Source organism: Achromobacter sp. Marseille-Q0513, assembly GCF_018195695.1.
Lineage (GTDB): Bacteria > Pseudomonadota > Gammaproteobacteria > Burkholderiales > Burkholderiaceae_B > Achromobacter.
This window is the reverse complement of record NZ_JAGTJY010000108.1, coordinates 1-20,637: the sequence shown is the minus strand read 5'-3', so window position 1 is coordinate 20,637 and position 20,637 is coordinate 1. Positions and strand designations below refer to the sequence as shown.

The 20,637-nt window shown below is 67.5% G+C and carries 23 protein-coding genes; 5 read left to right on the top strand and 18 right to left on the bottom strand.

Annotated elements, in window-relative coordinates; all coding sequences use genetic code 11:
- On the top strand, positions 1 to 1,424 hold a 1,424-nt coding region (locus tag KDH83_RS19920), incomplete at its 5' end, for a PhoH family protein (protein WP_249205223.1).
- Positions 1,425 to 1,521: 97 nt separating this feature from the next.
- Here the strand turns inward: KDH83_RS19920 and KDH83_RS19915 are convergent.
- From KDH83_RS19915 to KDH83_RS19885, 7 genes are all read right to left on the bottom strand, one after another.
- Positions 1,522 to 1,653: an entericidin A/B family lipoprotein gene (locus KDH83_RS19915; protein WP_212319062.1), complete on the bottom strand. Its 132-nt coding sequence runs from the start codon at positions 1,651 to 1,653 to the stop codon at positions 1,522 to 1,524.
- A gap of 41 nt (positions 1,654 to 1,694) precedes the next feature.
- Positions 1,695 to 2,390, bottom strand: a complete 696-nt coding sequence (locus tag KDH83_RS19910) for a fumarylacetoacetate hydrolase family protein (RefSeq protein ID WP_212319059.1) — start codon at positions 2,388 to 2,390, stop codon at positions 1,695 to 1,697.
- 150 nt (positions 2,391 to 2,540) lie between these two features.
- A complete protein-coding gene (locus KDH83_RS19905; protein WP_212319057.1) occupies positions 2,541 to 2,852 on the bottom strand; it encodes a Dabb family protein in 312 nt (103 codons plus the stop codon).
- Positions 2,852 to 4,729, bottom strand: coding sequence for an ABC transporter permease (locus KDH83_RS19900; RefSeq protein WP_212319055.1), 1,878 nt, complete (start codon positions 4,727 to 4,729; stop codon positions 2,852 to 2,854). The genes KDH83_RS19905 and KDH83_RS19900 overlap by 1 nt, the downstream gene beginning before the upstream one ends.
- A gap of 12 nt (positions 4,730 to 4,741) precedes the next feature.
- Positions 4,742 to 5,434 (bottom strand): ABC transporter ATP-binding protein, encoded by a 693-nt coding sequence (locus KDH83_RS19895; RefSeq protein WP_212319053.1) that lies wholly within the window; start codon positions 5,432 to 5,434, stop codon positions 4,742 to 4,744.
- A complete protein-coding gene (locus KDH83_RS19890) occupies positions 5,434 to 6,195 on the bottom strand; it encodes an ABC transporter ATP-binding protein (RefSeq protein ID WP_212319051.1) in 762 nt (253 codons plus the stop codon). The genes KDH83_RS19895 and KDH83_RS19890 overlap by 1 nt, the downstream gene beginning before the upstream one ends.
- An 11-nt stretch (positions 6,196 to 6,206) precedes the next feature.
- Positions 6,207 to 6,986, bottom strand: a complete 780-nt coding sequence (locus tag KDH83_RS19885) for an SDR family NAD(P)-dependent oxidoreductase (protein ID WP_212319049.1) — start codon at positions 6,984 to 6,986, stop codon at positions 6,207 to 6,209.
- Between the two features lie 306 nt (positions 6,987 to 7,292).
- On the opposite strand from KDH83_RS19885, the gene KDH83_RS19880 reads away from it, so the two are divergent.
- From KDH83_RS19880 to KDH83_RS19865, 4 genes are all read left to right on the top strand, one after another.
- A complete protein-coding gene (locus tag KDH83_RS19880) occupies positions 7,293 to 7,691 on the top strand; it encodes a cupin domain-containing protein (RefSeq protein ID WP_212319047.1) in 399 nt (132 codons plus the stop codon).
- 140 nt (positions 7,692 to 7,831) lie between these two features.
- Positions 7,832 to 9,043 (top strand): ABC transporter substrate-binding protein, encoded by a 1,212-nt coding sequence (locus KDH83_RS19875; protein WP_212319045.1) that lies wholly within the window; start codon positions 7,832 to 7,834, stop codon positions 9,041 to 9,043.
- On the top strand, positions 9,040 to 9,807 hold the full coding sequence (locus KDH83_RS19870) for an SDR family NAD(P)-dependent oxidoreductase (protein WP_212319043.1): 768 nt from the start codon (positions 9,040 to 9,042) through the stop codon (positions 9,805 to 9,807). Before KDH83_RS19875 ends, KDH83_RS19870 begins: the two co-directional genes overlap by 4 nt.
- Before the next feature lie 12 nt (positions 9,808 to 9,819).
- On the top strand, positions 9,820 to 10,656 hold the full coding sequence (locus KDH83_RS19865) for an IclR family transcriptional regulator (RefSeq protein WP_212319042.1): 837 nt from the start codon (positions 9,820 to 9,822) through the stop codon (positions 10,654 to 10,656).
- Here KDH83_RS19865 and ppa read toward each other — a convergent pair whose 3' ends face one another.
- The 11 genes from ppa to KDH83_RS19815 all read right to left on the bottom strand — a co-directional run bounded on the left by ppa (position 10,657) and on the right by KDH83_RS19815 (position 20,556).
- A complete protein-coding gene (gene ppa / locus KDH83_RS19860; protein WP_103273472.1) occupies positions 10,657 to 11,187 on the bottom strand; it encodes an inorganic diphosphatase in 531 nt (176 codons plus the stop codon). It abuts the gene before it with no gap.
- Between the two features lie 31 nt (positions 11,188 to 11,218).
- Positions 11,219 to 12,829: a heme biosynthesis HemY N-terminal domain-containing protein gene (locus KDH83_RS19855; protein ID WP_212319040.1), complete on the bottom strand. Its 1,611-nt coding sequence runs from the start codon at positions 12,827 to 12,829 to the stop codon at positions 11,219 to 11,221.
- 5 nt (positions 12,830 to 12,834) lie between these two features.
- Positions 12,835 to 14,073, bottom strand: coding sequence for a uroporphyrinogen-III C-methyltransferase (locus tag KDH83_RS19850; protein ID WP_212319038.1), 1,239 nt, complete (start codon positions 14,071 to 14,073; stop codon positions 12,835 to 12,837).
- Positions 14,074 to 14,110: 37 nt separating this feature from the next.
- Complete coding sequence (locus KDH83_RS19845) at positions 14,111 to 14,920, bottom strand: uroporphyrinogen-III synthase (RefSeq protein WP_249205222.1); 810 nt, start codon at positions 14,918 to 14,920, stop codon at positions 14,111 to 14,113.
- Entirely contained in the window at positions 14,920 to 15,864 is a 945-nt protein-coding gene (gene hemC / locus KDH83_RS19840) for a hydroxymethylbilane synthase (protein WP_212319036.1), read from the bottom strand. The genes KDH83_RS19845 and hemC overlap by 1 nt, the downstream gene beginning before the upstream one ends.
- 6 nt (positions 15,865 to 15,870) lie before the next feature.
- Positions 15,871 to 15,993: a hypothetical protein gene (locus KDH83_RS32875; RefSeq protein WP_283093836.1), complete on the bottom strand. Its 123-nt coding sequence runs from the start codon at positions 15,991 to 15,993 to the stop codon at positions 15,871 to 15,873.
- The gene (locus KDH83_RS19835) at positions 15,980 to 16,699 is read right to left on the bottom strand and encodes a TerC family protein (RefSeq protein WP_103273468.1); all 720 of its coding nucleotides are present in this window, start codon (positions 16,697 to 16,699) and stop codon (positions 15,980 to 15,982) included. The genes KDH83_RS32875 and KDH83_RS19835 overlap by 14 nt, the downstream gene beginning before the upstream one ends.
- A 120-nt stretch (positions 16,700 to 16,819) precedes the next feature.
- Positions 16,820 to 17,518, bottom strand: coding sequence for a TerC family protein (locus KDH83_RS19830; RefSeq protein ID WP_212319034.1), 699 nt, complete (start codon positions 17,516 to 17,518; stop codon positions 16,820 to 16,822).
- Positions 17,519 to 17,797: 279 nt separating this feature from the next.
- Positions 17,798 to 18,679, bottom strand: coding sequence for a succinate--CoA ligase subunit alpha (gene sucD / locus KDH83_RS19825; RefSeq protein ID WP_006388410.1), 882 nt, complete (start codon positions 18,677 to 18,679; stop codon positions 17,798 to 17,800).
- Positions 18,680 to 18,782: 103 nt separating this feature from the next.
- Complete coding sequence (sucC, locus tag KDH83_RS19820) at positions 18,783 to 19,943, bottom strand: ADP-forming succinate--CoA ligase subunit beta (RefSeq protein WP_212319032.1); 1,161 nt, start codon at positions 19,941 to 19,943, stop codon at positions 18,783 to 18,785.
- Positions 19,944 to 19,953: 10 nt separating this feature from the next.
- Complete coding sequence (locus tag KDH83_RS19815) at positions 19,954 to 20,556, bottom strand: DUF2889 domain-containing protein (protein ID WP_212319064.1); 603 nt, start codon at positions 20,554 to 20,556, stop codon at positions 19,954 to 19,956.
- Between the last annotated feature and the right edge of the window lie 81 nt (positions 20,557 to 20,637).

The following is a 20,637-nucleotide window of genomic DNA, read 5'->3' as shown; positions in this document are numbered from 1 at the left end:
CCCCGGCGCCGGCCAAGCGCGCCAAGGCGCGCCCGCAGAACGCGCCCAGCAAGCTGTTCGTGCTGGACACCAACGTGCTGCTGCACGATCCCAGCTCGCTGTTCCGCTTCGAAGAGCACGACATCTTCCTGCCGATGATGACGCTGGAAGAGCTGGACCACCAAAAGAAGGGCATGTCCGAAGTGGCGCGCAACGCGCGCCAGGTCAGCCGTTCGCTGGACGCGCTGGTGCAGGACGCCAAGCAGCTGGACGACGGGCTGGAGCTGTCGGCGCTGGGCAACAAGGATGCCACCGGCCGCCTGATGTTCCAGACCACGGCCATCCACAGCACCCTGCCCTCGGACCTGCCCATGGGCAAGGCCGACAACCAGATCCTGGGCGTGGTGCGGGCGCTGCAGGAAAAGTACCCGCAACGCGAGGTCGTGCTGGTGTCGAAAGACATCAACATGCGCCTGAAGGCCCGCGCGCTGGGCATGGCGGCCGAGGACTACTACAACGACCACGTCCTGGAAGACTCGGACCTGATGTACTCGGGCGTGATGCAGCTGCCCGAGGACTTCTGGAACAAGCACGGCAAGAACGTCGAATCCTGGCAACAGGGCGGCACCACGTTCTACCGCATCAACGGCCCGCTGTGCGCGCAGTTCGTGGTCAACCAGTTCGTCTACTTTGAAGGCCAGATGCCGCTGTACGCGCAGGTGCGCGAGGTCAGCGGCAAGACGGCGGTGCTGGCCACGCTGCGCGACTACACCCACGGCAAGAACAATGTCTGGGGCATCACCGCGCGCAACCGCGAGCAGAACTTCGCCATGAACCTGCTGATGAACCCGGAATGCGACTTCGTGTCGCTGCTGGGCCAGGCGGGCACGGGCAAGACGCTGCTGGCACTGGCCGCCGGCATCACCCAGGTGCTGGAGACCAAGCGCTACACCGAGATCATCATGACCCGCGTCACGGTGCCGGTGGGCGAGGACATCGGCTTCCTGCCGGGCACCGAAGAGGAAAAGATGCTGCCCTGGATGGGCGCCCTGGAAGACAACCTGGACGTGCTGAACATGGGCGAAGGCGAAGGCAACGGCGATTGGGGGCGGGCCGCCACCATGGACCTGATCCGCTCGCGCATCAAGGTCAAGTCGCTGAACTTCATGCGCGGCCGCACCTTCCTCAACAAGTACCTCATCATCGACGAGGCGCAGAACCTGACGCCCAAGCAGATGAAGACGCTGGTCACGCGCGCCGGCCCCGGCACCAAGGTGATCTGCCTGGGCAACATCGCCCAGATCGACACGCCCTACCTCACCGAGGGCAGCTCGGGCCTGACCTTCGTGGTCGACCGCTTCAAGGGCTGGCCGCACGCGGGCCACGTCACGCTGCAGCGCGGCGAGCGCTCGCGGCTGGCGGACTACGCGGGCGACGTGCTCTGACCTCGCGTTCTACCTGGCAACAAAAAAGCCCCTTGAGCGATCAAGGGGCTTTTTCTTTGGGGCCGCGTCCCGGAGAACGGGCGCGGCGGCCGCCGGCTTACTTCTCGGCGGCGTTGGTGATGGCGCTGCCGGCCCGCGACACGTCCTTGCCCATGCCCGCCATGGTGTTGCACCCGGCGAGCACGAAACCGAACACCACGAAGGCGGTCAACACGATCTTCCCGCGCATGCTGGAACTCCTGATCAAATGAAAGGGAAACGGCGCGTAGCTTAAACGATCTGCACGCGCAGTTCGCCCAGGCCCTCGATGCCGCCCGCGATGACATCGCCCTTCACGACGGCGCCCACGCCCTCGGGCGTGCCGGTGAAGATGATGTCGCCCGGCTGCAGCTCGAACAGGCCCGACAGGTAGGCAATGCTTTCCGGCACGTTCCAGATCATCTGCGAGATGTCGCTGGATTGCTTGCGCTGGCCGTTCACGTCCAGCCAGATGGCGCCCTTGTCCAGCGTGCCCACGGCGCTGCGCGGATGGATCGGGCCCAGCGGCGCGGACTGGTCGAAGGCCTTGCCCACTTCCCAGGGGCGACCCTGCTTCTTCATTTCGCCCTGCAGGTCGCGGCGCGTCATGTCCAGGCCCAGCGCATAGCCCCAGACGCAGTCGTTGGCCTGCTCGACCGGGATATCGCGGCCGCCCTTGCCCAGCACCACGACAAGCTCCATCTCGTAGTGCAGGTTGGAGGTCTTGGGCGGGTAAGGCATCTTGCCGGTTTCGCCGTCGGCCACGTTCAGCACGGCGTCAGCGGGCTTGCAGAAGAAGAACGGGTCTTCGCGGCCGGTGAAGCCCATTTCCTTGGCGTGCTCGGCGTAGTTCCGGCCGACGCAATAGACACGGCGCACCGGAAAGCGCGCGTTGCTGCCGACGACGGGAACCGAGGTCTGCGGGGAAGGAGGCAATACGTAGTCCATGCTGACTCAACCTATGACGAGCGCGCGGCCGGGTATCGGCGCGCGGGTGACGGAACCTGAGGAAATGGCCGCCGCCCCGCTCTTGGGCTACAGCAGGGCGGCGCGCGAAACATCCGGAAGTTTATCCCTTTCCGGCCAGGGCGGAAGCGCTCATGCGGGCGGCTTGAACCCAGGGATATCCCCATCGAACACCACCAGCCGATCGATGAAACCGGCCATGTAGGCCTTCATTTCCTGGTGCGCGGGCGAGACCTGGTAGCGGTCGTGCGCCGCGCTGTCGGGAAACGCGGCGACCACCGCATGCGTCAGCCCGTCGGCGCGCGAGGCCTCGTTGGCGCGGAAGGCATAGGCCGCGACGCCATCGCATTCGGCCAGGATGCGGCGGCAATAGCCCTGCACCCGTTCGTGGAAGCACGCATCCGCGTCGGCGGACAGGCTCAGCATGACGACATGAAGAAACATCAGGACTCCTTTCTGGATCGGGTTGCGGCCAGCCACAGGCGCGAGACCAGGCCCATGATGCCGTCGCGCAACAGCAGCACGCACAGCACGAAGATGGCGCCCTGCACGATCAGCACCCAGGACCCCAGCGGCGCCAGGTAGTTCTGCAGGGACACGAAGGTGAAGGCGCCGGCCAGCGGGCCGAAGACGGTGCCGATGCCGCCCAGCAGCGCCATCAGCACCACTTCGCCGTTGGCGTGCCAGTGCACGTCGGTCAGCGAGGCCACGCCGAACACCAGCACCTTCAGGCCGCCGGCCAGCCCGGCCAGCGAGGCGGACAAGGTGAAGGCCAGCAGCTTGTAGCGCGACGTGGAATAGCCCAGCGAGCGCGCGCGCTGCTCGTTGTCGCGCACCGAGCGTATGACCTCGCCGAAGGGCGAGTTCAGCACCCGCAGCACGAAGGCGTAGCCCAGCGCGAACACGGCCAGCGTGAAGTAGTACATGGGCATGACGCCGTCCAGGTCCCAGATCCCGAACAGTTTGCCGCGCGGCACGCTTTGCAGGCCGTCCTCGCCGCCGGTGAAGCCGGCCTGCACGGCGATGAAGTACACCAGCTGCGACAGGGCCAGCGTGATCATGGCGAAGTAGATGCCCTGCCGGCGGATGGCGATGGCGCCGAAGGCCAGCCCCAGCAGCCCGCCGGTCAGCGCCCCCGCCAGCAGCCCCAGTTCGGGCGTGGCGCCCAGCAGCTTCATGACGATGCCGGTGGCGTAGGCCGCCGCGCCGAAGAAGGCCGCATGGCCGAACGACAACAGGCCCACATAGCCCACCAGCAGATTGAACGCCGCCGCGAACAGCGCGAAGCACAGCACCTTCATCAGGAACGTGGGGTACACGAACCAGGGCGCGGCCAGCGCCAGCACCGCCAGCGCCGCCATGGCCAGGCGCATGCCGCGCCGGCCCAGCTGCACCGGTTCGCGCGTGGCCTCGGCGGCCAGCACGTTCTGCACCTGCAAGGGCTTGCCGAACAGGCCCGCCGGCTTGCACAGCAGCACCAGCACCATGATGATGAAGATCGCCAGGTTGGCGGCCTCGGGGTAGAACACCTTGGTCAGCCCCTCGATCACGCCCAGGCCGAAGCCGCTGACGATGGCGCCCATGATGGAGCCCATGCCGCCGATCACCACCACCGCGAACACGACCACCACCAGGTTCGAGCCCATCATCGGACTGACCTGGTAGATGGGCGCCGCGATCACGCCGGCCACCGAGGCCAGCGCCACGCCCAGCGCATAGGTCAGCGTGATGAGCAGCGGCACGTTGATGCCGAACGAGCGCACCACCACCGGATTCTCGGTGGCCGCGCGCAGCATCGCGCCGATGCGGGTCTTTTCCATCAGCGCCCAGACCAGCAGGCACAGCGCCAGCGACACCAGCACGGCCCAGCCGCGATACCAGGGCAGGAACATGAAGCCCAGGTTGACGCCGCCGGTCAGCGCCTTGGGGATGGTGTACGGCAGGCCCGACACGCCATAGGCCTGCCGCAGCCCGCCTTCGATCAGCAGCGCGATGCCGAAGGTCAGCAGCAGCCCGTACAGATGATCCATGCGGTAGGTGCGCGAGATCAGCAGCCGTTCCGTCACGACGGCGAAGACGGCCATGATGAGCGGCACCAGCACCAGCGCCGCCCAGTAGTTCACGCCCACGTAGTTCAGCAGCATCCAGGCCAGGAAGGCGCCCGCGGTGTACTGCGCGCCGTGGGCGAAGTTGATGATGTTCAGCAAGCCGAAGATCACCGCCAGGCCGATCGACAGCAAGGCGTAGAAGGAACCATTGATGAGGCCGAGCAACAGCTGGCCGAAGAGTGCCGTGGATGGCACGCCAAATATTTCGAACACGGAAATCTCCCCTCAGACACCCAGGCGGCGCGCGATCCGGTCCGGATCGTTGCGCGCCTCGTCGGCCGACATCTGGTCGACCACGCGGCCATGCTCCATCACGTAATGGCGGTCGGCCACCTTGGTCGCGAAGCGGAAGTTCTGCTCGACCAGCACGATGGTGAAGCCGCGCTGCTTGAGCGTGCGGATGGCCTGCCCGATCTGCTGCACGATGACCGGGGCCAGGCCCTCGGTCGGCTCGTCCAGCAGGATCAGCTGGGCGCCGGTGCGCAGGATGCGGGCGATGGCCAGCATCTGCTGCTCGCCGCCGGACAGGTTGCCGCCCGAACTGGCGCTGCGTTCGCGCAGGTTCGGGAACAGCGCGTAGATCTCGTCCAGCGTCATGCCGCCGTCGGCCAGCCTGGGCGGCAGCATCAGGTTCTCGGTCACGTTCAGGCTGCGGAACACGGCCCGCTCTTCCGGGCAATACACCACGCCCAGGCGCGGGATGCGGTGCGGCGCCATGGCGATGGTTTCCTGGTCGTTCAGGCGGATCGAGCCGCTGCGCTTGTCCAGGATGCCCATGATGGCGCGCAGCGTGGTGGTCTTGCCGGCGCCGTTGCGGCCCAGGATGGTGACCAGCTCGCCGCGCCGGACCTCGATGTCCACGCCGTGCAGCACATGCGATTCGCCGTACCAGGCGTTGAGCTTGTTGATGGACAGCATCAGTGCGCCTCCTCTTCCGCGCCCATGTAGGCGGTGATGACGCGCTCGTCGCGCGACACGGCGGCGTAGTCGCCCTGGGCCAGCACGGCGCCGCGCGCCAGCACGGTGATGGTGTCGGACAGGTCCGCGACCACGGACAGGTTGTGTTCCACCATGAGGATGCTGCGCTTGGCCGACACGCGCCGGATCAGCGCCGCGATGCGCGCCACGTCCTCCTGGCCCAGGCCGGCCATGGGCTCGTCCAGCAGCATGATCTCCGGGTCCAGCGCCAGCGTCATGGCGATCTCCAGCGCGCGCTTGCGGCCATAGGGCAGCAGCGCGGCGACGGTGTCGGCCTGGTCATCCAGCCCGACGGCGGCCAGCAGTTCCAGCGCGCGCGCATTGAAGCGGTCCACGCTGCGGCGGCTGCGCCAGAAGCGCATGCCGTCGCCATGCTGGCGCATCAGCGCCACGCGCATGTTCTGCAGCACGGTCAGGCCCAGGAACACGGCCGAGATCTGGAACGAGCGCACGATGCCCAGCCGGGCGATCTGCTCGGGCGCCAGCGACGTGATGTCGCGGCCCCGGTAGCGGATCTCGCCCTCGTCCGGCGAGAGGAACTTGGTCAGCAGGTTGAAACAGGTGGTCTTGCCGGCGCCGTTCGGGCCGATCAAGGCATGGATGGAGCCTTCCCGCAGGGCCAGCGACACGCCGTCGACGGCGCGAAAGCCGCCGAAGCGCTTGACCAGCCCCTGGGCGGACAGCACGTTTTGTTCGCTCATCGCGGCCTCCCCTACATGCGCGCCAGCAGGCCGCCGTCGATCGCCAGCACCTGGCCGTTGACGAAGGCCGCGCCCGGCGAGGCCAGGTACACCACCGCCGGCGCGATATCGTCCGGCTCGGCCCAGCGTCCGGCCGGCACCGCCGTGGACAGGAAGGACTGGAACTGCGGATTGTCCTGCAGCCCCTGCGTGAAGTCGGTGCGCACGAAGCCCGGCGCCAGCGCGTTGCAGGTGATGCCGCTGCCGCCGTATTCCACGGCCAGCGCCCGCGCGAAGGCGGCGATGGCGCCCTTGGCCGTGGCGTAGGCGGCGATGTTGGGCATGGTGGCCTGCCCGGCCACGGACGACATCAGCACGATGCGGCCGAAGCCGCGCCGGACCATGCCCGGCAGCGCCGCGCGGGCGCAGTTGAAGGCGCCGTTGACGTGCACGTTCTGCAGCGCCTGCCATTCGGCCGGCGTCATCTCGACCACGGGCTTGCGGTTCTGGTTGCCGGCGTTGCTGACCAGCACGTCGGGCGCCCATCCGGCCGCCTCCAGCTCGCGCAGCGCGGCCGCGACGGCCTCGCCGTCGGCCACGTCGAACGGCGCGCCCTGCGCCTGGATGCCCGCCGCCCTCAAGCGTTCGCAGGCCGCGTCGCAGGCCTGCGCGGACAGGTCGTTGACGACCACTTTCGCCCCGGCCTGGCCCAGCGCCTGGGCAATGGCGTACCCCAGTCCCCGCGCCGCGCCCGTCACCAGCGCCACGCGCCCCCCCAGCCCAAAGGCCTGGTCCAGATAGTCATTCTTCAAGCTATGTCTCCTTGTATGGAGCCCACCCTCGAAGCGCTACGCGCTTGCCCCAGGGGGCGCGACAGCGGACCGGCCAAGCCGGCTCCGCGCGGCCCCGATGGAGCGGCGCCCAACACCTGTGACGCTGCTGCCCGAGGATGAGCATTGTTCGCCGGATCTTTATTCCTGCCGTGTCCGGTCATGCCTGCCGTCTGTTCTTCGACAAATCGGCGTTGACATAAATCTCAATATACGCGACTATTTTTAAACACTCAATAACAAGATTTTTGGTTTATCTTCCATAACGAGTTCTGGCTAGGAGACAACATGGCCCTCGAAACCCCCGGCTGCCCGGCAGCCAACGCGCTGCCGCCACTGGCCTCGCGCTTCCTGAAAGTCGATGAACTGCCGTGGAAGCCCACGCAGGTCGAAGGCATCGACATGAAGGTGCTGATGCAGGACAAGGAAAGCGGCCTCCTGACCGCCCTGTTCCGCTGGCAGCCCGGCACCGAGCTGCCGCTGCACGAGCACGTCGAGGTCGAGCAGACCTATGTGCTGGAAGGCGCGATCGTGGACGCCGAGGGCGAGGTCAGCGCCGGCAACTACGTGTGGCGCCCGCGCGGCAACCGCCACGTGGCGCGCGCGCCGCAGGGCGCGCTGGTGCTGAGCTTTTTCCTGAAACCCAATCTGTTCATCGAGGGCTACGCCGGCCAGACGCTGGAGTAACCCTTGTTGTTCCGACCGCCCGGCACAGGGCGGCGGATCCGGCCATGACCGGCCGGCACGCGGGCTTGCCACCATCGTTTTCCGCGACAGGCAAGATGCGCGACGGCCACAAGGCATCGCACCCCCAAGAGGAGACAAACATGAAGCAAGCTTTCAAACAGACCCTGGCCGCTTGCGCGCTGGGCGCGCTGGCCTGGTCCGCCCAGGCCCAGGTATCGGACGACGTGGTCAAGATCGGCGTGCTGGGCGACCAGTCCGGCATGATGGCCGACCTGTCCGGCAAGTACGGCGTCGAGGCCGTGAAGATGGCGGTCGAGGATTTCGGCGGCACCGTGCTGGGCAAGCCGATCGAGGTGATCTCGGCCGACCACCAGAACAAGGTGGACATCGGCGTGGCCACGGCCCGCCGGTGGTACGAGAACGACAAGGTCGACCTGATCCTGGACGTGCCCAACTCCGCCATCGCGCTGGCGGTGCAGGACCTGACGCGGCAGATGAAGCGCGTGGTGATCTTCACCAGCGCCGGCTCGGCCGACCTGACCGGCAAGGCCTGCTCGCCCAACGGCATGCACTGGACCTACGACACCTATGCCTACGCCACCGGCGTGGCCAGCGGCGTCATGGACGACGGCGGCAAGAGCTGGTTCTTCATCACGTCCGACTACGCCTTCGGCCACTCGCTGGAACGCGACGCGATGGCGGTGGTCAAGAGCAAGGGCGGCCAGGTGCTGGGCAGCGTGCGCCATCCCATCGCCAATGCCGACTTCTCGTCCTTCCTGTTGCAGGCGCAGGCCTCCAAGGCCCAGGTGATCGGCCTGGCCAACGGCAGCGGCGACACCATCAACAGCATCAAGCAGGCCTTCGAGTTCGGCATCATGGGCGGCAAGCAGCGCGTGGCCGCGCTGTTCATGAGCATCGTCGACGTGCGCAGCGTGGGCCTGGAATACGCCCAGGGGCTGAACCTGGTCGAGCCGTTCTACTGGGACCTGAACGACCAGACGCGCGTCTGGTCCGAGCGCTACTTCAAGCGCACCGGCCGCATGCCGTCGATGGTGCAGGCCAGCAACTACAGCGCCACCATGCACTACCTGAACGCGGTCAAGGCGGCGGGCACGGACGCGTCCGAAGCCGTGCTCAAGAAGATGCACGACACGCCCATCAACGACTTCATGACCGAGAACGGCCGCATCCGCGAGGACGGCCGCGTGATGCGCGACCTGTACCTGTTCAAGGTCAAGTCGCCGGCCGAGTCCAAGCGCGACTGGGACTACTACAACCTGGTGCGCAAGATCCCCGCCGAGCAGGCCTTCCGTCCGCTGGCGCAGGGCAACTGCCCGCTGGTGAAGCAATGAGCGGGGGCGTCCCGCAACTGCTGGCCGGCAAGCGCGCCGTCGTCACGGGGGGCGCCAACCCCCGAGGCATCGGCGCGGCCATCGTCCGGCTCTTCATCGAGCATGGCGCGGCGGTGGCCGTGCTGGACCGCGACTATCCGGACAATGACGCCGGCGGCCCGCGAGGCGGCGGCCCCGTGACGCTGCATTGCGACGTGTCCAACGGCGCGTCCTGCGAGGCGGCGATGGCGCGCGCGCAAGACGCGCTGGGCGGCATCGACGTGCTGGTCAACAACGCCGGCATCGTCGCCGCCACCCGCATCTGGGACCTGCCCGAGGACGAGTTCCGGCGCATGGTGGACGTGAACCTGACCGGCACCTACAACGTCACCCGCGTCGCCCTGCCCGCCCTGCTGGCCAGCGATCGCAAGCCGGCCATCGTCAACCTGGGATCCACCGCCGCGCTGCGCGGCGGCGGCCTGCTGGGCGGCTCGCACTACGCCGCGTCCAAGGGCGGGGTCATCAGTTTCACCAAGGCGCTGGCCCGCGAACTGGGGCCGCGCGGGGTACGCGCCAACTGCGTCGCGCCCGGCATCATCGAGACGGACATGACGCTGGGCAAATTCGGCGAAAATTGGGAAACAGAACTCAAACAAGGCATTCCGCTGCAACGCTTCGGCTCGCCCGCCGAAGTCGCCCAGGCCATTCTCTTCCTGGCATCGGACCTGTCCTCGTATTCCACCGGCATCGTGGTCGACGTCAATGGCGGCTTCCACATTCACTAGGCGCGCGCAGCAATGAGCACTCCAGACCGCATGTTGTCCATCCTCGACCTGTTCCGCGACGACACCACCGCCGCCTTCCAGGAAGACGTCATGGAGCATCTGGAGTGCTCGCGCGCGACCGCCTACCGCTACCTGAAATCACTGACCGAAAGCGGGCTGCTGGCCCCCACCTCGGGCGGCGCCTATGTGCTGGGCTCGCGCATCATCGAGCTGGACCGCCACCTGCGCCAGCACGATCCGCTGATGCGCGCGGCCCGCGACGTGATGCGCGCCGCCGGCGACGAGCTGCACGCCAACCTGATGCTGTGCAGCTACTACGGCGACAAGGTCATGTGCGTGGACCGCTACTGGACCGACGACTCCATCGAATCGAGCTACGCGCGCGGCCGGCCCTTCCCGATGTTCCGAGGCGCCACGGCCAAGCCCATCCTGGCCAACCTGCCGCCCTACCAGTTGCGCAACCTGATGCTGTGGCACGCGGCCGAGATCCGCGAGGCCGGCCTGGGCGAGGACTGGGATGAATTCCGCGCCAACCTGAAGCAGTTGCGCGCCGCCGGCGTGTGCGTCTCGCACGGCGAGGTCGACCGCGGCCTGATGGGGATCGGCGCGGCGATCTTCAGTCCCGACCAGAAGGTGGTCGGCAGCCTGGTGTTCATCGCCTCGCAGGCGCGCACCACGGCGCAGCGGCTGGAAGCGCTCAAGACCCGCATCCAGGCGGCGGCCGCCCAGGTGTCCGAGAATCTGCTGGCCCCGCAAAGCAACGGCGCGGCGGCGATCGGCATCATGCCGTCGCGGCCGCGCCGCATGCGGACACGGACCGGCGCGACGCCGGCCCGGACCAAACCCTGATCAGGCCTTGTTGTGGCGTTCGGCGCTCTTGAGGATTTCCTCGTGAGCGGCTGCTACGCCCTTCCAGCCCTTGACCTTGACCCACTTGCCCTTTTCCAGGTCCTTGTAGTGCTCGAAGAAGTGCTGGATGCGGGAGATGTCTTCCGTCGGCAGATCTTCGTAGGACTTGATGTTGCGGTACGGGGGGTAGAGCTTTTCGATCGGCACGGCCAGCAGCTTGGCGTCGCCGCCCGACTCGTCGTCCATTTCCAGCACGCCGATGGCGCGGCAGCGCACCACGGCGCCGATCTGGATCGGGAACGGGGTCACGACCAGCACGTCGGCGGGGTCGCCGTCTTCCGACAGGGTCTGCGGGATGTAGCCGTAGTTGCACGGGTAGTGCATGGCCGTCAGCATGAAGCGGTCAACGAAGATCGCGCCCGTTTCCTTGTCGACCTCGTACTTGACCGGGTCGGCGTTCATGGGGATTTCGATGATGACGTTGAAGTCTTCCGGCAGCTTCTTGCCAGGGGAGACGCGATCGAGGCTCATGGTTCAACCTTGTGAGTGTCTGAAGAAATGATCAATGCGCGCCGTCGTTCTTGAACGGCGGCTTGGTGTCGGGCACGGGAGCAGCCGGGGCGGCCGCGGGCTTGGCAGCCGCGGGCGGCGCCGGCGCGTATGTGGGCACCGGGTCCTCGAAAGCGGCCGCCGGCAGCGGCGCGCTGTCGAAATACTCGTCGAAGTCGCTGGTGCCGCCGGCGAGCGGCGCGTCTTCGGGCGCCAGCGCGCGGTCGCGCTGTTCCTTGCTGACGCGGGCGTCGGGATCCAGCACATAGTCGGCGGCGACCGCGGCGGGCGGCAAGGCGGCGTAGCCGGAGACCGGGCCGGTTTCGTCGTCCAGGTCGGCGAGCCCCACCGCATAGCCGCCCTCGGCGTCCACGCGGTAGGGATCCGAACCCGTGTCGGCGGCCGGCAGCGCGGCGTCGGTGGCCAGCACCGGCAGCGCCATGCTGGCCGCCGTCGCCAGGCGCCAGTGGCGCACGGCGTCGGCCGGACGCTCGAGGCGGTCGTACAGGCTGCCCAGCAGCGCGTGGGTCTGCGCGTCGTTGCGGCGGCTGACGCTGCGCAGCAGGTAGCGCTCGGCCTGGCCCCACAGCTGGCCGTTCAGGCACAGCATGCCCAGGGCCGTCAGCAGCTCGGGATCGGTCGGGCGCGATTGCAGCCAGGTCTCGGCGCGCGCCAGGCGGCGCGACACCTGCGAGGCGTCGCAGCGGGCATAGGCCGCGACCAGCGCGGGATTGAACTTCACGGCGATCGCGGCTTCCAGCACGCGGGCGGCCTCGCCCGCCTCGCCCGCCGCTTCGAAGGCGGCGGCGCCGGCCAGCGCGATCTCGGGCAGCAGGCGCTCTTCGGCCTTCAGGTCCTTCCAGATGGCGCGCCAGCCGTCATTGGCGGCCGCGGCGCGCAGCCTGGCGGCGCCGGAGGCGTCGATCAGCTGGTCGGCTTCCTGGCGCGGCAAGGCATTGCGGCGCACCAGCGCGCGCGCCAGCGAGAACATCTGGTCGTGGTGATTCAGCGCCGCATGCGCGCGCAGCAGCAGGCGCATGGTGTGCAGGTGGCGCGCGCCGCCGTCGGCCAGCGGCGCCAGCACGGCCAGCGCGCGCTCGGCGCGGCCCTGGTCCAGCAACATGTCGGCGGACACGGTGGCGGTGGCCTCAAGCAGGCCGGGGTCGGCGCCGGCGTGTTCCTGGGCACTGGCCAGGAAACGATCACGGCGGTCAAACTCGCTCAAGCCGTGCGCCGCGCGCGCCGACGACAAGGCGGCCAGCACGCGGCGCGTCTGCACCTTGGTCTGGTCGAGCAGGCGGGTCAGGTCTTTCTCGGCTTGGGAATAGCGGCCTTCCAGCAGGCTGATCCAGCCGCGCTCAAGCAGTTCGTGGTCGCGCGCCTGGGCGCGCTTGCCGCGCCAGACCCGCACGCGGTCGGGAATGGCCAGCAGCCAGGCCAGCACGCGCAAGCCCACGTACAGCACGACGAAGCCGGCGACGATCAACAGCACCGCCAGCGTCAGCGACATCTCGATGCGCCACGGCCATACCAGCAGCAGCACATTGCCCGAATGCGAGCGCAGCACCACCGCCAGGGCAACGGCGACGACGGCGAGCAGCAGGGTCCAGAACCAGGTACGCATAGGCCTCAGTCCTGCCCGCTGGTCTTGAAGCCGGCGGCGCGCAGGGCGGCCACGGCGTTCAGGCTGTCGGCCACGTCGGGCATGCGCACGGCAATGTCGGTCTGGGCCAGTTCGCGCGCCACGTTCTGGGCGGCGACGGTATCGGGCGAGCGGCCGTCGAAATACTTGGCCAGCGCGCTGCCGACATGGTCGAGCTCGCCCTTCCAGACAGCGGGCTGGCGCATCAGCATGGCCAGTTGCACGGTCAGGAGGCGCTGGCGCAGCGTGCCGCGCAATTGGTCGGCCTGTTCGGGCGACAGCAGCAGCGCGGCGGGTTCGTCGACGCGCTGGATGGTGATCAGGCCGCCCAGCTCATGCGCCAGGGCCGAGCCGGCGCGGCCGGGCCAGGAGGCGATCTCGGCGCGCCAGCGCTGCCACCAGGGCGCGTCGGCCGGCAGGCCGGCCTGCGGATCGACGGCGGGCGCCGAAGCGGCCACGGGCTGGCCGGCGGGCACCACGGCTTGCGCGGCCACGTCCGGCACCAGCAGCGGCGCCTTGCTGATCAGCACGCTCAGGCGCTCGATGCGGGCGGCCTGGGCGGGAATATCGACGGTGGAGACCGCTCGCAGGCGATCCAGGTCGCCGTTGATGGCCTGTTGCAGGCTGGAGAAGCGCGGACGGTCGGCGCGCGCCAGGCGCGCCTGGGCGGTTTCCAGCGCGACGATGGCGTTGGAGACGTTGCCGGCCAGGCGCAGCTGCTGGTTGGCCAGCGTCAGCAGGCGTTCGACATCGTTGGCCAGCAGTTCGTCGCTGGCGCTGTCGTTGAAGTTCTGCCAGGCCTGCTGCAGCGCGTGGTACTGGCTCTGGGTCTCGCGCACCGTGTCTTCCAGCTCGCCCAGGCGGCCGGCCTGGGCTTGCGCCAGGGCCAGCGCTTCGCGCGTGTCGCGGCGCGCCTGCGCCAGATCGGAGGACAGGGTGTCGATGCGCTGGGCGACTTCGCGCCCGGCGCTCATGAATTGCGTGCGTTGCTGCCACAGCGCATAGCCCAGGCCGGCGGCCAGCGCGATGGCGATGGTCAGGGCGCTGAGCATGGGGCCGTTGCCGCGCTTGGCCGGACGGACGGCGGAGGCGGTGGAGCCGGCCGTGGTGGAACCAGCCGCGGTGGAACCTGCCGGTGCGGAACTGGCCGGAGCCGACGCGGGCGCGCCGGCGCCCTGGGGGGCCGCCTGGACGGCCGGATCGGTAGCGGGAGTCTTCTCTGTCATGACGCGATTGTATTCGGTGTTGGTCCGAAGCAACGAATCAAGCGGCAACAAATGCCTGGAAAATCGAGTCGTCGTTGGGCAAGCAGATTTTTACCATCGTCGCGCCGCCCTCGTCATGACCAGGGCGGCCGACGCGCCTGGCCAACGACGGATGCGTCAGCACGAAACCGCAGGCCGCCCACCAGGCTTCCAGGCCGGCGGCCCGCAGATTGGCAAGCGCGGCGTCGGCGCCCTCCCCGCTGGTGATGAGCCAGGTGGCGGGAAGGCCGGCTTCGGCCCTGCGCTTGAGCGGCGCCAGCGACCGCGACTCCCAGACCGCGGGCTGCCGATCATAGGCCGCGTGGCGCGCCACCCGCACGCCATGCGCGGCCAGGGTGTCGCCCAGCCAGTCGCGCCCCTGCGTGCCGCGCACCAGCAAGGTGCGCGCGGGCAGCGCGGGCAGGCCCTGCAGCACGGCCCACAGGGCTTCGGAATCATGGCTGGGCGCGTCGGCCGGCGGATGCAGGACTGTTGTATTCGCGCCAAAGCCGGACAGCTCGCGCAAGCCTTGCGCGCTGGCCGGGCCGACGGTGGCGGCGATCACGGCCTGGGGCCACGAGAAGCCGCCGCGCGCGCGCGCCAGCTGGTCCAGGTACAGGCGCGCCGCGTTGCCGCTGACGAAGACCACCATGTCGTAGTCTTCCGGGACGGGCAGCCCGTCCAGGCAGTCCAGCGGATGGATCTCCAGCGCGGGCAGCACGCAGGCTTCCCAGCCGGCCGCCCGCAGGCGCGCGGCCAGGGCCTCGTTGCGCCCCGAGGGCCGCGTCAGCACCGCGAGCGGCGGCATGGCGGCGCTGGGGGCGGCCATCACTCGGGCCGGTCGTCTTGCAGCAGTTCTTGGAGGATGGCGGCCGCGCCCGCGTCCAGCAGTTCGCGGGCGGCCGCCACGCCGATCGCCTCGGCCTCGGCCACCGGGCCGCTGCGTTCGGCGCGCACCATGCGCACGCCATCCGGCGAAGCCACCAGCGCGCGCAGCGACAGCGCGTCGCCGTTCAGTTCGGCGAAGGCGGCCAGCGGCACCTGACAGGAACCGCCCAGCTCGCGCGACACCGCGCGTTCGGCCAGCACGCAGGCGCGCGTGCCCGCGCTGACCAGCGGCGCCAGCCAGGCGCGCATGTCGTCGCGGTCGTCGCGGATCTCGATGCCCAGCGCGCCCTGGCCCGCGGCCGGCAGGCTGTCGGCCGGATCGAGCAGGCTGCGGATGCGCCCGCCCAGGCCCAGGCGTTCCAGGCCGGCGGCGGCCAGCACGATGGCGTCGTAGTCGCCGCGATCGAGCTTGCCGAGCCGGGTGTCGAGGTTGCCGCGCAGCGGCTTGACCGTCAGCTGCGGATGGCGCGCGCGGATCTGCGCCTCGCGGCGCAGGCTGGACGTGCCGACGACGGCGCCCGCCGGCAGCTCGGCCAGCGTGGCGTAGGTGTTGGAGACGAAGGCGTCGCGCGGGTCGGCGCGCTCGAGCACGGCGCACAGCTCGAACGGGGCCTGCAGATCGACCGGCACGTCCTTCAGGGAGTGCACGGCCAGATCGGCGCGGCCGTCGAGCAAGGCGGTTTCGAGTTCCTTGACGAACAGGCCCTTGCCGCCCACCTTGGACAGCGTGCGGTCTAGGATCTGGTCGCCCCGGGTCGTCAGGGTGAGGAGTTCAACCGCGCACGCCGGATACAGCGTGCGCAGCCGGTCGCGCACATGCTCGGCTTGCCACAGGGCAAGCCGGCTGGCGCGGGTCGCAATGACCAGGCGTTGCGGTTGGGACACGAGTCATCAAACGAAGTTGGAGACGATGACCGTCGCAACCACGCCGATGATGGCCAGCACGAACAGGCTCTGAAGCAGGCTCAGGCCCGATTCGGATTGCTGGGGGTCGACAGTCCTACGCAGACTCATGTGCGGATTCCTTGCTTGCGGTTTTGCGGCTGGCCAGCCAGCGGCCGAGGCCGACCACGACCAGCGCGCCGATGATTTCAGCCGCAATTTTAACCGCAGTCGGCTGCTCGCCGAATTGATTCACGACAACCACGTCCGTGATCAGCATGCCGCCGGCGATCCAGCCCAGCAGCGCGGCGCCGAAAGTGACGACCAGCGGATAGCGGTCGATGAGCTTGAGCACCAGGGTGCTGCCCCAGATGATGATGGGCACGCTGACGATCAGGCCGAACACGACCAGGCCGATCTGGTGGTCGGCGTGCGCGTTCTGGGCCGCGCCGGCGATGGCGATGACGTTGTCCAGGCTCATCACGAAGTCCGCGATGATGATGGTCTTGACGGCGGCGGCGATGGAGGTGCCGCCCTTGATGTTGCCATGCGCGTCATCCTCGGGGACCAGCAGCTTGACGCCGATCCAGACCAGCAGCAGGCCGCCGACGACCTTCAGGAAGGGAACGGCCAGCAGCGTGAGGGCGAAGGCGATCAGCACGACGCGCAGGATGATGGCGCCCGCGGTGCCCCACAGGATGCCCTGCATGCGTTGCTTGGGTTCCAGGTTGCGGCACGCCAGCGCGATGACCACGGCGTTGTCGCCGCCGAGCAGGATGTCGATGAGGATGATCTGGAATACCGCTGCCCAACTCAGCGTCTGGAAAAACTCAAGCACTTTGAACCCCCGAAGGCATTATTTGCACACAAAAGAATAGCCGGTCCCGGTCCGGCTGAACCCGCCGCGTCGATCGCGCGGCGGGGAAATTCAAAACAACAGATTATTGTAGTTCAGCTTTCAGTCAGCTTTCCGTCGAGCCAACATGATTTTGCCGATGGCCAGCACCAGCAGCGCCCCCAGCACGCCCGCCATCAGCTCGAAGCTGTGCTGCGTGACGCCCAGCGCGCTGTCGATGCGCGCCACGGGTTCCTGCAGCGCCGGATCGCCAACCAGCAGCTCGCCCGCGATGAAGCCCAGCAGCGCGGCGCCCACCCAGACGATGACCGGGAAGCGCTCGATGACCTTGAGCAACAGCGTGCTGCCGAAGATGACCAGCGGAATGCTGATGGCCAGGCCCAGCACCAGCAAGGTGGTGTCGCCCATGGCCGCGGCGGCCACGGCCACCACGTTGTCCAGGCTCATCACCAGGTCGGCGATCATGATGGTGCGGATCGCGGTCAGCAGATTGCCTTGCGCATGGCCGCCGCCCTCGTCCTCGCCTTCCGGCAACAGCAGCGAAACGCCGATGTAGACCAGCAGCAACGCGCCGATCAGCTTGAGCCACGGCAACAGCAGCAGTTTCGCGGCGACCAGGGTCAGCACGATACGCATGATGATCGCGGCGGCCGAGCCGATCACGATCGCTTTTTTCTGCTGCTGCGGAGGCAGCGAGCGCGCGGCCAGCGCGATCACCACGGCGTTGTCGCCCGACAGCAGGATGTTGACCCAAATGATCTGGAGCAGCGCTATCCAGAATGCCGCTGAACTGAGTTCCATACCCTCTCTTTCCTAGACGTGATCCCCCTAGGACAAACCAAATGAATGGATGAATGTAGACAAACAGAGCGCACTGACCGTCTTGGCGCGAGCCCGACGGCATTCTTGCTGGGTACGCAAAGGATTTCTTTCATTATAGTTTCGTTCAGCTTTCCGTATGTTTGGGTGAACGCGGTTTGAACGGGGGATTTCCCTAGGCAGCGCGCCTTTTCGCGGGGCGAACGAACGAAAAAAAGCCCGCCGAGGCGGGCTTTCTTTCTACGCGCGGCTGTAAGAGGCTTACAGCACCGACTTGAGCAGCTTGCCCATTTCGGAGGGGTTGCGCGTGGTGCGGATGCCGCAGGCTTCCATGACTTCCAGCTTGGCGTCGGCGGTGTCGGCGCCGCCGGAGATCAGCGCGCCGGCGTGGCCCATGCGCTTTCCGGGAGGAGCGGTGACACCTGCGATGAAGCCGACGACCGGCTTCTTCATGTTGTCCTTGGCCCACTGGGCGGCGTTCACTTCGTCCGGACCGCCGATTTCGCCGATCATGATGACGGCGTCGGTGTCGGGATCGTCATTGAACATCTTCAGGACGTCGACGTGCTTCAGGCCGTTGATGGGGTCGCCACCGATGCCCACGGCGCTGGATTGGCCCAGGCCCAGTTCGGTGACTTGCGCCACGGCTTCGTACGTCAGGGTGCCCGAGCGGCTGACGATGCCGATGCGGCCCTTGCGGTGGATGTGGCCCGGCATGATGCCGATCTTGATTTCGTCCGGGGTGATCAGGCCGGGGCAGTTCGGGCCCAGCAGCAGGGTCTTGCTGCCCTTGGCCTTCATGCGGTTCTTGACTTCCAGCATGTCACGGACCGGGATGCCTTCGGTGATGCAGATCACCAGATCCAGTTCGGCCTCGACGGCTTCCCAGATGGCGGCGGCGGCGCCCGCGGGCGGCACGTAGATGACGGACACGGTGGCGCCGGTGTCGGCCTTGGCGTCCTTGACCGACGCGAAGATCGGCACGCCTTCGAAGTCCTCGCCCGCCTTCTTCGGGTTCACGCCGGCCACGAAGGCGGCCTTGCCATTGGCGTACTCACGGCACATGCGGGTGTGGAACTGGCCCGTCTTGCCCGTGATGCCCTGGGTGATGACCTTGGTGTCCTTGTTGATCAGAATCGACATTTGCAAATCCTTGGAATTACTTTTACCGCCGGGCCGCCCCAAGGTAAAAAGCGCCCCCTTGGGGGGCAGCTAGCCCCGAAGGGGCGCGGCGTGGGGGCAATATTTACTTGACGGCGGCTACGACGCGGGTGGCGGCTTCGGCCATCGTGTCGGCGCTGATGATCGGCAGACCGGATTCGGCCAGCATCTTCTTGCCGAGTTCTTCGTTGGTGCCCTTCATGCGCACGACCAGCGGCACGTTCAGGTTGACGGCCTTGCAAGCCGCGATCACGCCTTCGGCGATGACGTCGCAGCGCATGATGCCGCCGAAGATGTTGACCAGGATGGCCTTCACGCTCTTGTTCTTGAGCATGATCTTGAAGGCTTCCGTGACCTTCTCGGCCGTGGCGCCGCCGCCGACGTCCAGGAAGTTGGCCGGCTCGCCGCCGAACAGCTTGATGGTGTCCATGGTGGCCATGGCCAGGCCGGCGCCGTTCACCAGGCAGCCGATGTTGCCGTCGAGCTGGATGTAGGCCAGGTCGAACTTGCTGGCTTCGATTTCAGCGGGATCTTCTTCGTCCAGGTCGCGGTAGGCGACGATTTCCGGGTGGCGGAACAGGGCGTTCGGGTCGAAGTTGAACTTGGCGTCCAGGGCGATGATGTTGCCCTTGCTGTCGCGGTTCAGCGGGTTGATTTCGACCAGCGAGGCGTCGGTGTCCATGTAGCAGGTGTAGAGCTTCTGGAACACGTCCACGGCCTGGGCGGTCGAGTCGGCGGGCAGGCCGATCGCGTTGGCGATCTTGGTGGCCTGCTCGGCGGACAGGCCGGTCAGCGGGTCGATGTATTCGGTGATGATCTTCTCGGGCGTGGAGTGGGCCACTTCCTCGATGTCCATGCCGCCTTCGCTGGAGGCGATGAAGGCGACCTTCTGGGTGGCGCGGTCGGTGACCAGCGACACGTAGTATTCCTTCTGGATGTCGGCGCCGTCTTCGATGTACAGGCGACGAACCTTCTGGCCTTCCGGACCGGTCTGGTGCGTGATCAGCTGCATGCCCAGGATTTCCGAGGCCAGCTTGCGCACATCATCCAGCGAGCGCGCCAGCTTCACGCCGCCGCCCTTGCCGCGGCCGCCAGCGTGGATCTGCGCCTTGACGACCCAAACCGGTCCACCCAGCTTTTCAGCGGCAGCCACGGCCTCGTCGACGGAAAGAGCGGGAATACCGCGCGGCACGGGGACGCCAAATTGCTTCAGCAGTTCCTTGCCTTGATACTCGTGGATTTTCATGTGTTACCTGTCAGGACGTATGAGAAAAAGAAGGTGAATCGGAGGCCGAACCGGCGGATGCCTCAGCGCTATCCCCGGTGTACCACTTGGGATAGTGCTCAGCCACCACGGGGCCGTCGGTGCTCAGGGCATGACAGCCGTCGAGCTGGAACGGACGCCGGTTGGGGTTGCTTTCCTGCCGCCGCTGGTTGGCCATGGTCTGGACCGCCGCGGTGGGAAGCACCTGCGACAGCTCGGTCATGTGCGTACAGCCCGCCACGTGCCCGAAGCGCTCCTTGACCTGGCGGCGGAACCCCTTGAGCAGGTTCATGCCGATCAGATCAGTGTAAGCGGGTTCGATGGCCATGCAATGACCGCCATAAGGGGCCGCGTCATAGACGGCCTGCGCCGCCACGATGGTGAAATTGCCATCGATGGTGATGCGCAGGTGCATGTGATGGATGGGGTCTCCGGCCTTGAACACTTCGCCGTCGCGCTTGGGAAAATCGTACGCCTTGACGTCGATCAGCTCGGCTTCCAGATCCCAGAGGCCGCCGTCGCGCGCATAGGACTGCACGCGTATGGAACGCGTGTGCAGCGGCTGGCGAGGGTAATCCGGCGGTGGCAAGGGCATGCTGGGGCCTGCGGGGCGAAGATGGCCGGCGCACGGCGTGGAAAACTTGTGCGCGGCAACAAAACCTTCAAAGTATAGCGC

Excerpts from the sequence above, each read along its gene's own strand:
- KDH83_RS19910 (WP_212319059.1), bottom strand. The coding sequence starts at position 2,390 with ATGGACTACGTATTGCCTCCTTCCCCGCAGACCTCGGTTCCCGTCGTC.
- sucD (WP_006388410.1), bottom strand. The coding sequence starts at position 18,679 with ATGTCGATTCTGATCAACAAGGACACCAAGGTCATCACCCAGGGCATC.
- sucC (WP_212319032.1), bottom strand. The coding sequence starts at position 19,943 with ATGAAAATCCACGAGTATCAAGGCAAGGAACTGCTGAAGCAATTTGGC.
- KDH83_RS19865 (WP_212319042.1), top strand. The coding sequence starts at position 9,820 with ATGAGCACTCCAGACCGCATGTTGTCCATCCTCGACCTGTTCCGCGAC.
- KDH83_RS32875 (WP_283093836.1), bottom strand. The coding sequence starts at position 15,993 with ATGAGTCTGCGTAGGACTGTCGACCCCCAGCAATCCGAATCGGGCCTG.
- KDH83_RS19830 (WP_212319034.1), bottom strand. The coding sequence starts at position 17,518 with ATGGAACTCAGTTCAGCGGCATTCTGGATAGCGCTGCTCCAGATCATT.
- ppa (WP_103273472.1), bottom strand. The coding sequence starts at position 11,187 with ATGAGCCTCGATCGCGTCTCCCCTGGCAAGAAGCTGCCGGAAGACTTC.
- KDH83_RS19815 (WP_212319064.1), bottom strand. The coding sequence starts at position 20,556 with ATGCCCTTGCCACCGCCGGATTACCCTCGCCAGCCGCTGCACACGCGT.
- KDH83_RS19870 (WP_212319043.1), top strand. The coding sequence starts at position 9,040 with ATGAGCGGGGGCGTCCCGCAACTGCTGGCCGGCAAGCGCGCCGTCGTC.
- KDH83_RS19845 (WP_249205222.1), bottom strand. The coding sequence starts at position 14,920 with ATGGCCGCCCCCAGCGCCGCCATGCCGCCGCTCGCGGTGCTGACGCGG.
- KDH83_RS19880 (WP_212319047.1), top strand. The coding sequence starts at position 7,293 with ATGGCCCTCGAAACCCCCGGCTGCCCGGCAGCCAACGCGCTGCCGCCA.
- KDH83_RS19890 (WP_212319051.1), bottom strand. The coding sequence starts at position 6,195 with ATGAGCGAACAAAACGTGCTGTCCGCCCAGGGGCTGGTCAAGCGCTTC.
- KDH83_RS19850 (WP_212319038.1), bottom strand. The coding sequence starts at position 14,073 with ATGACAGAGAAGACTCCCGCTACCGATCCGGCCGTCCAGGCGGCCCCC.
- KDH83_RS19915 (WP_212319062.1), bottom strand. The coding sequence starts at position 1,653 with ATGCGCGGGAAGATCGTGTTGACCGCCTTCGTGGTGTTCGGTTTCGTG.
- KDH83_RS19875 (WP_212319045.1), top strand. The coding sequence starts at position 7,832 with ATGAAGCAAGCTTTCAAACAGACCCTGGCCGCTTGCGCGCTGGGCGCG.
- KDH83_RS19895 (WP_212319053.1), bottom strand. The coding sequence starts at position 5,434 with ATGCTGTCCATCAACAAGCTCAACGCCTGGTACGGCGAATCGCATGTG.
- KDH83_RS19905 (WP_212319057.1), bottom strand. The coding sequence starts at position 2,852 with ATGTTTCTTCATGTCGTCATGCTGAGCCTGTCCGCCGACGCGGATGCG.
- KDH83_RS19855 (WP_212319040.1), bottom strand. The coding sequence starts at position 12,829 with ATGCGTACCTGGTTCTGGACCCTGCTGCTCGCCGTCGTCGCCGTTGCC.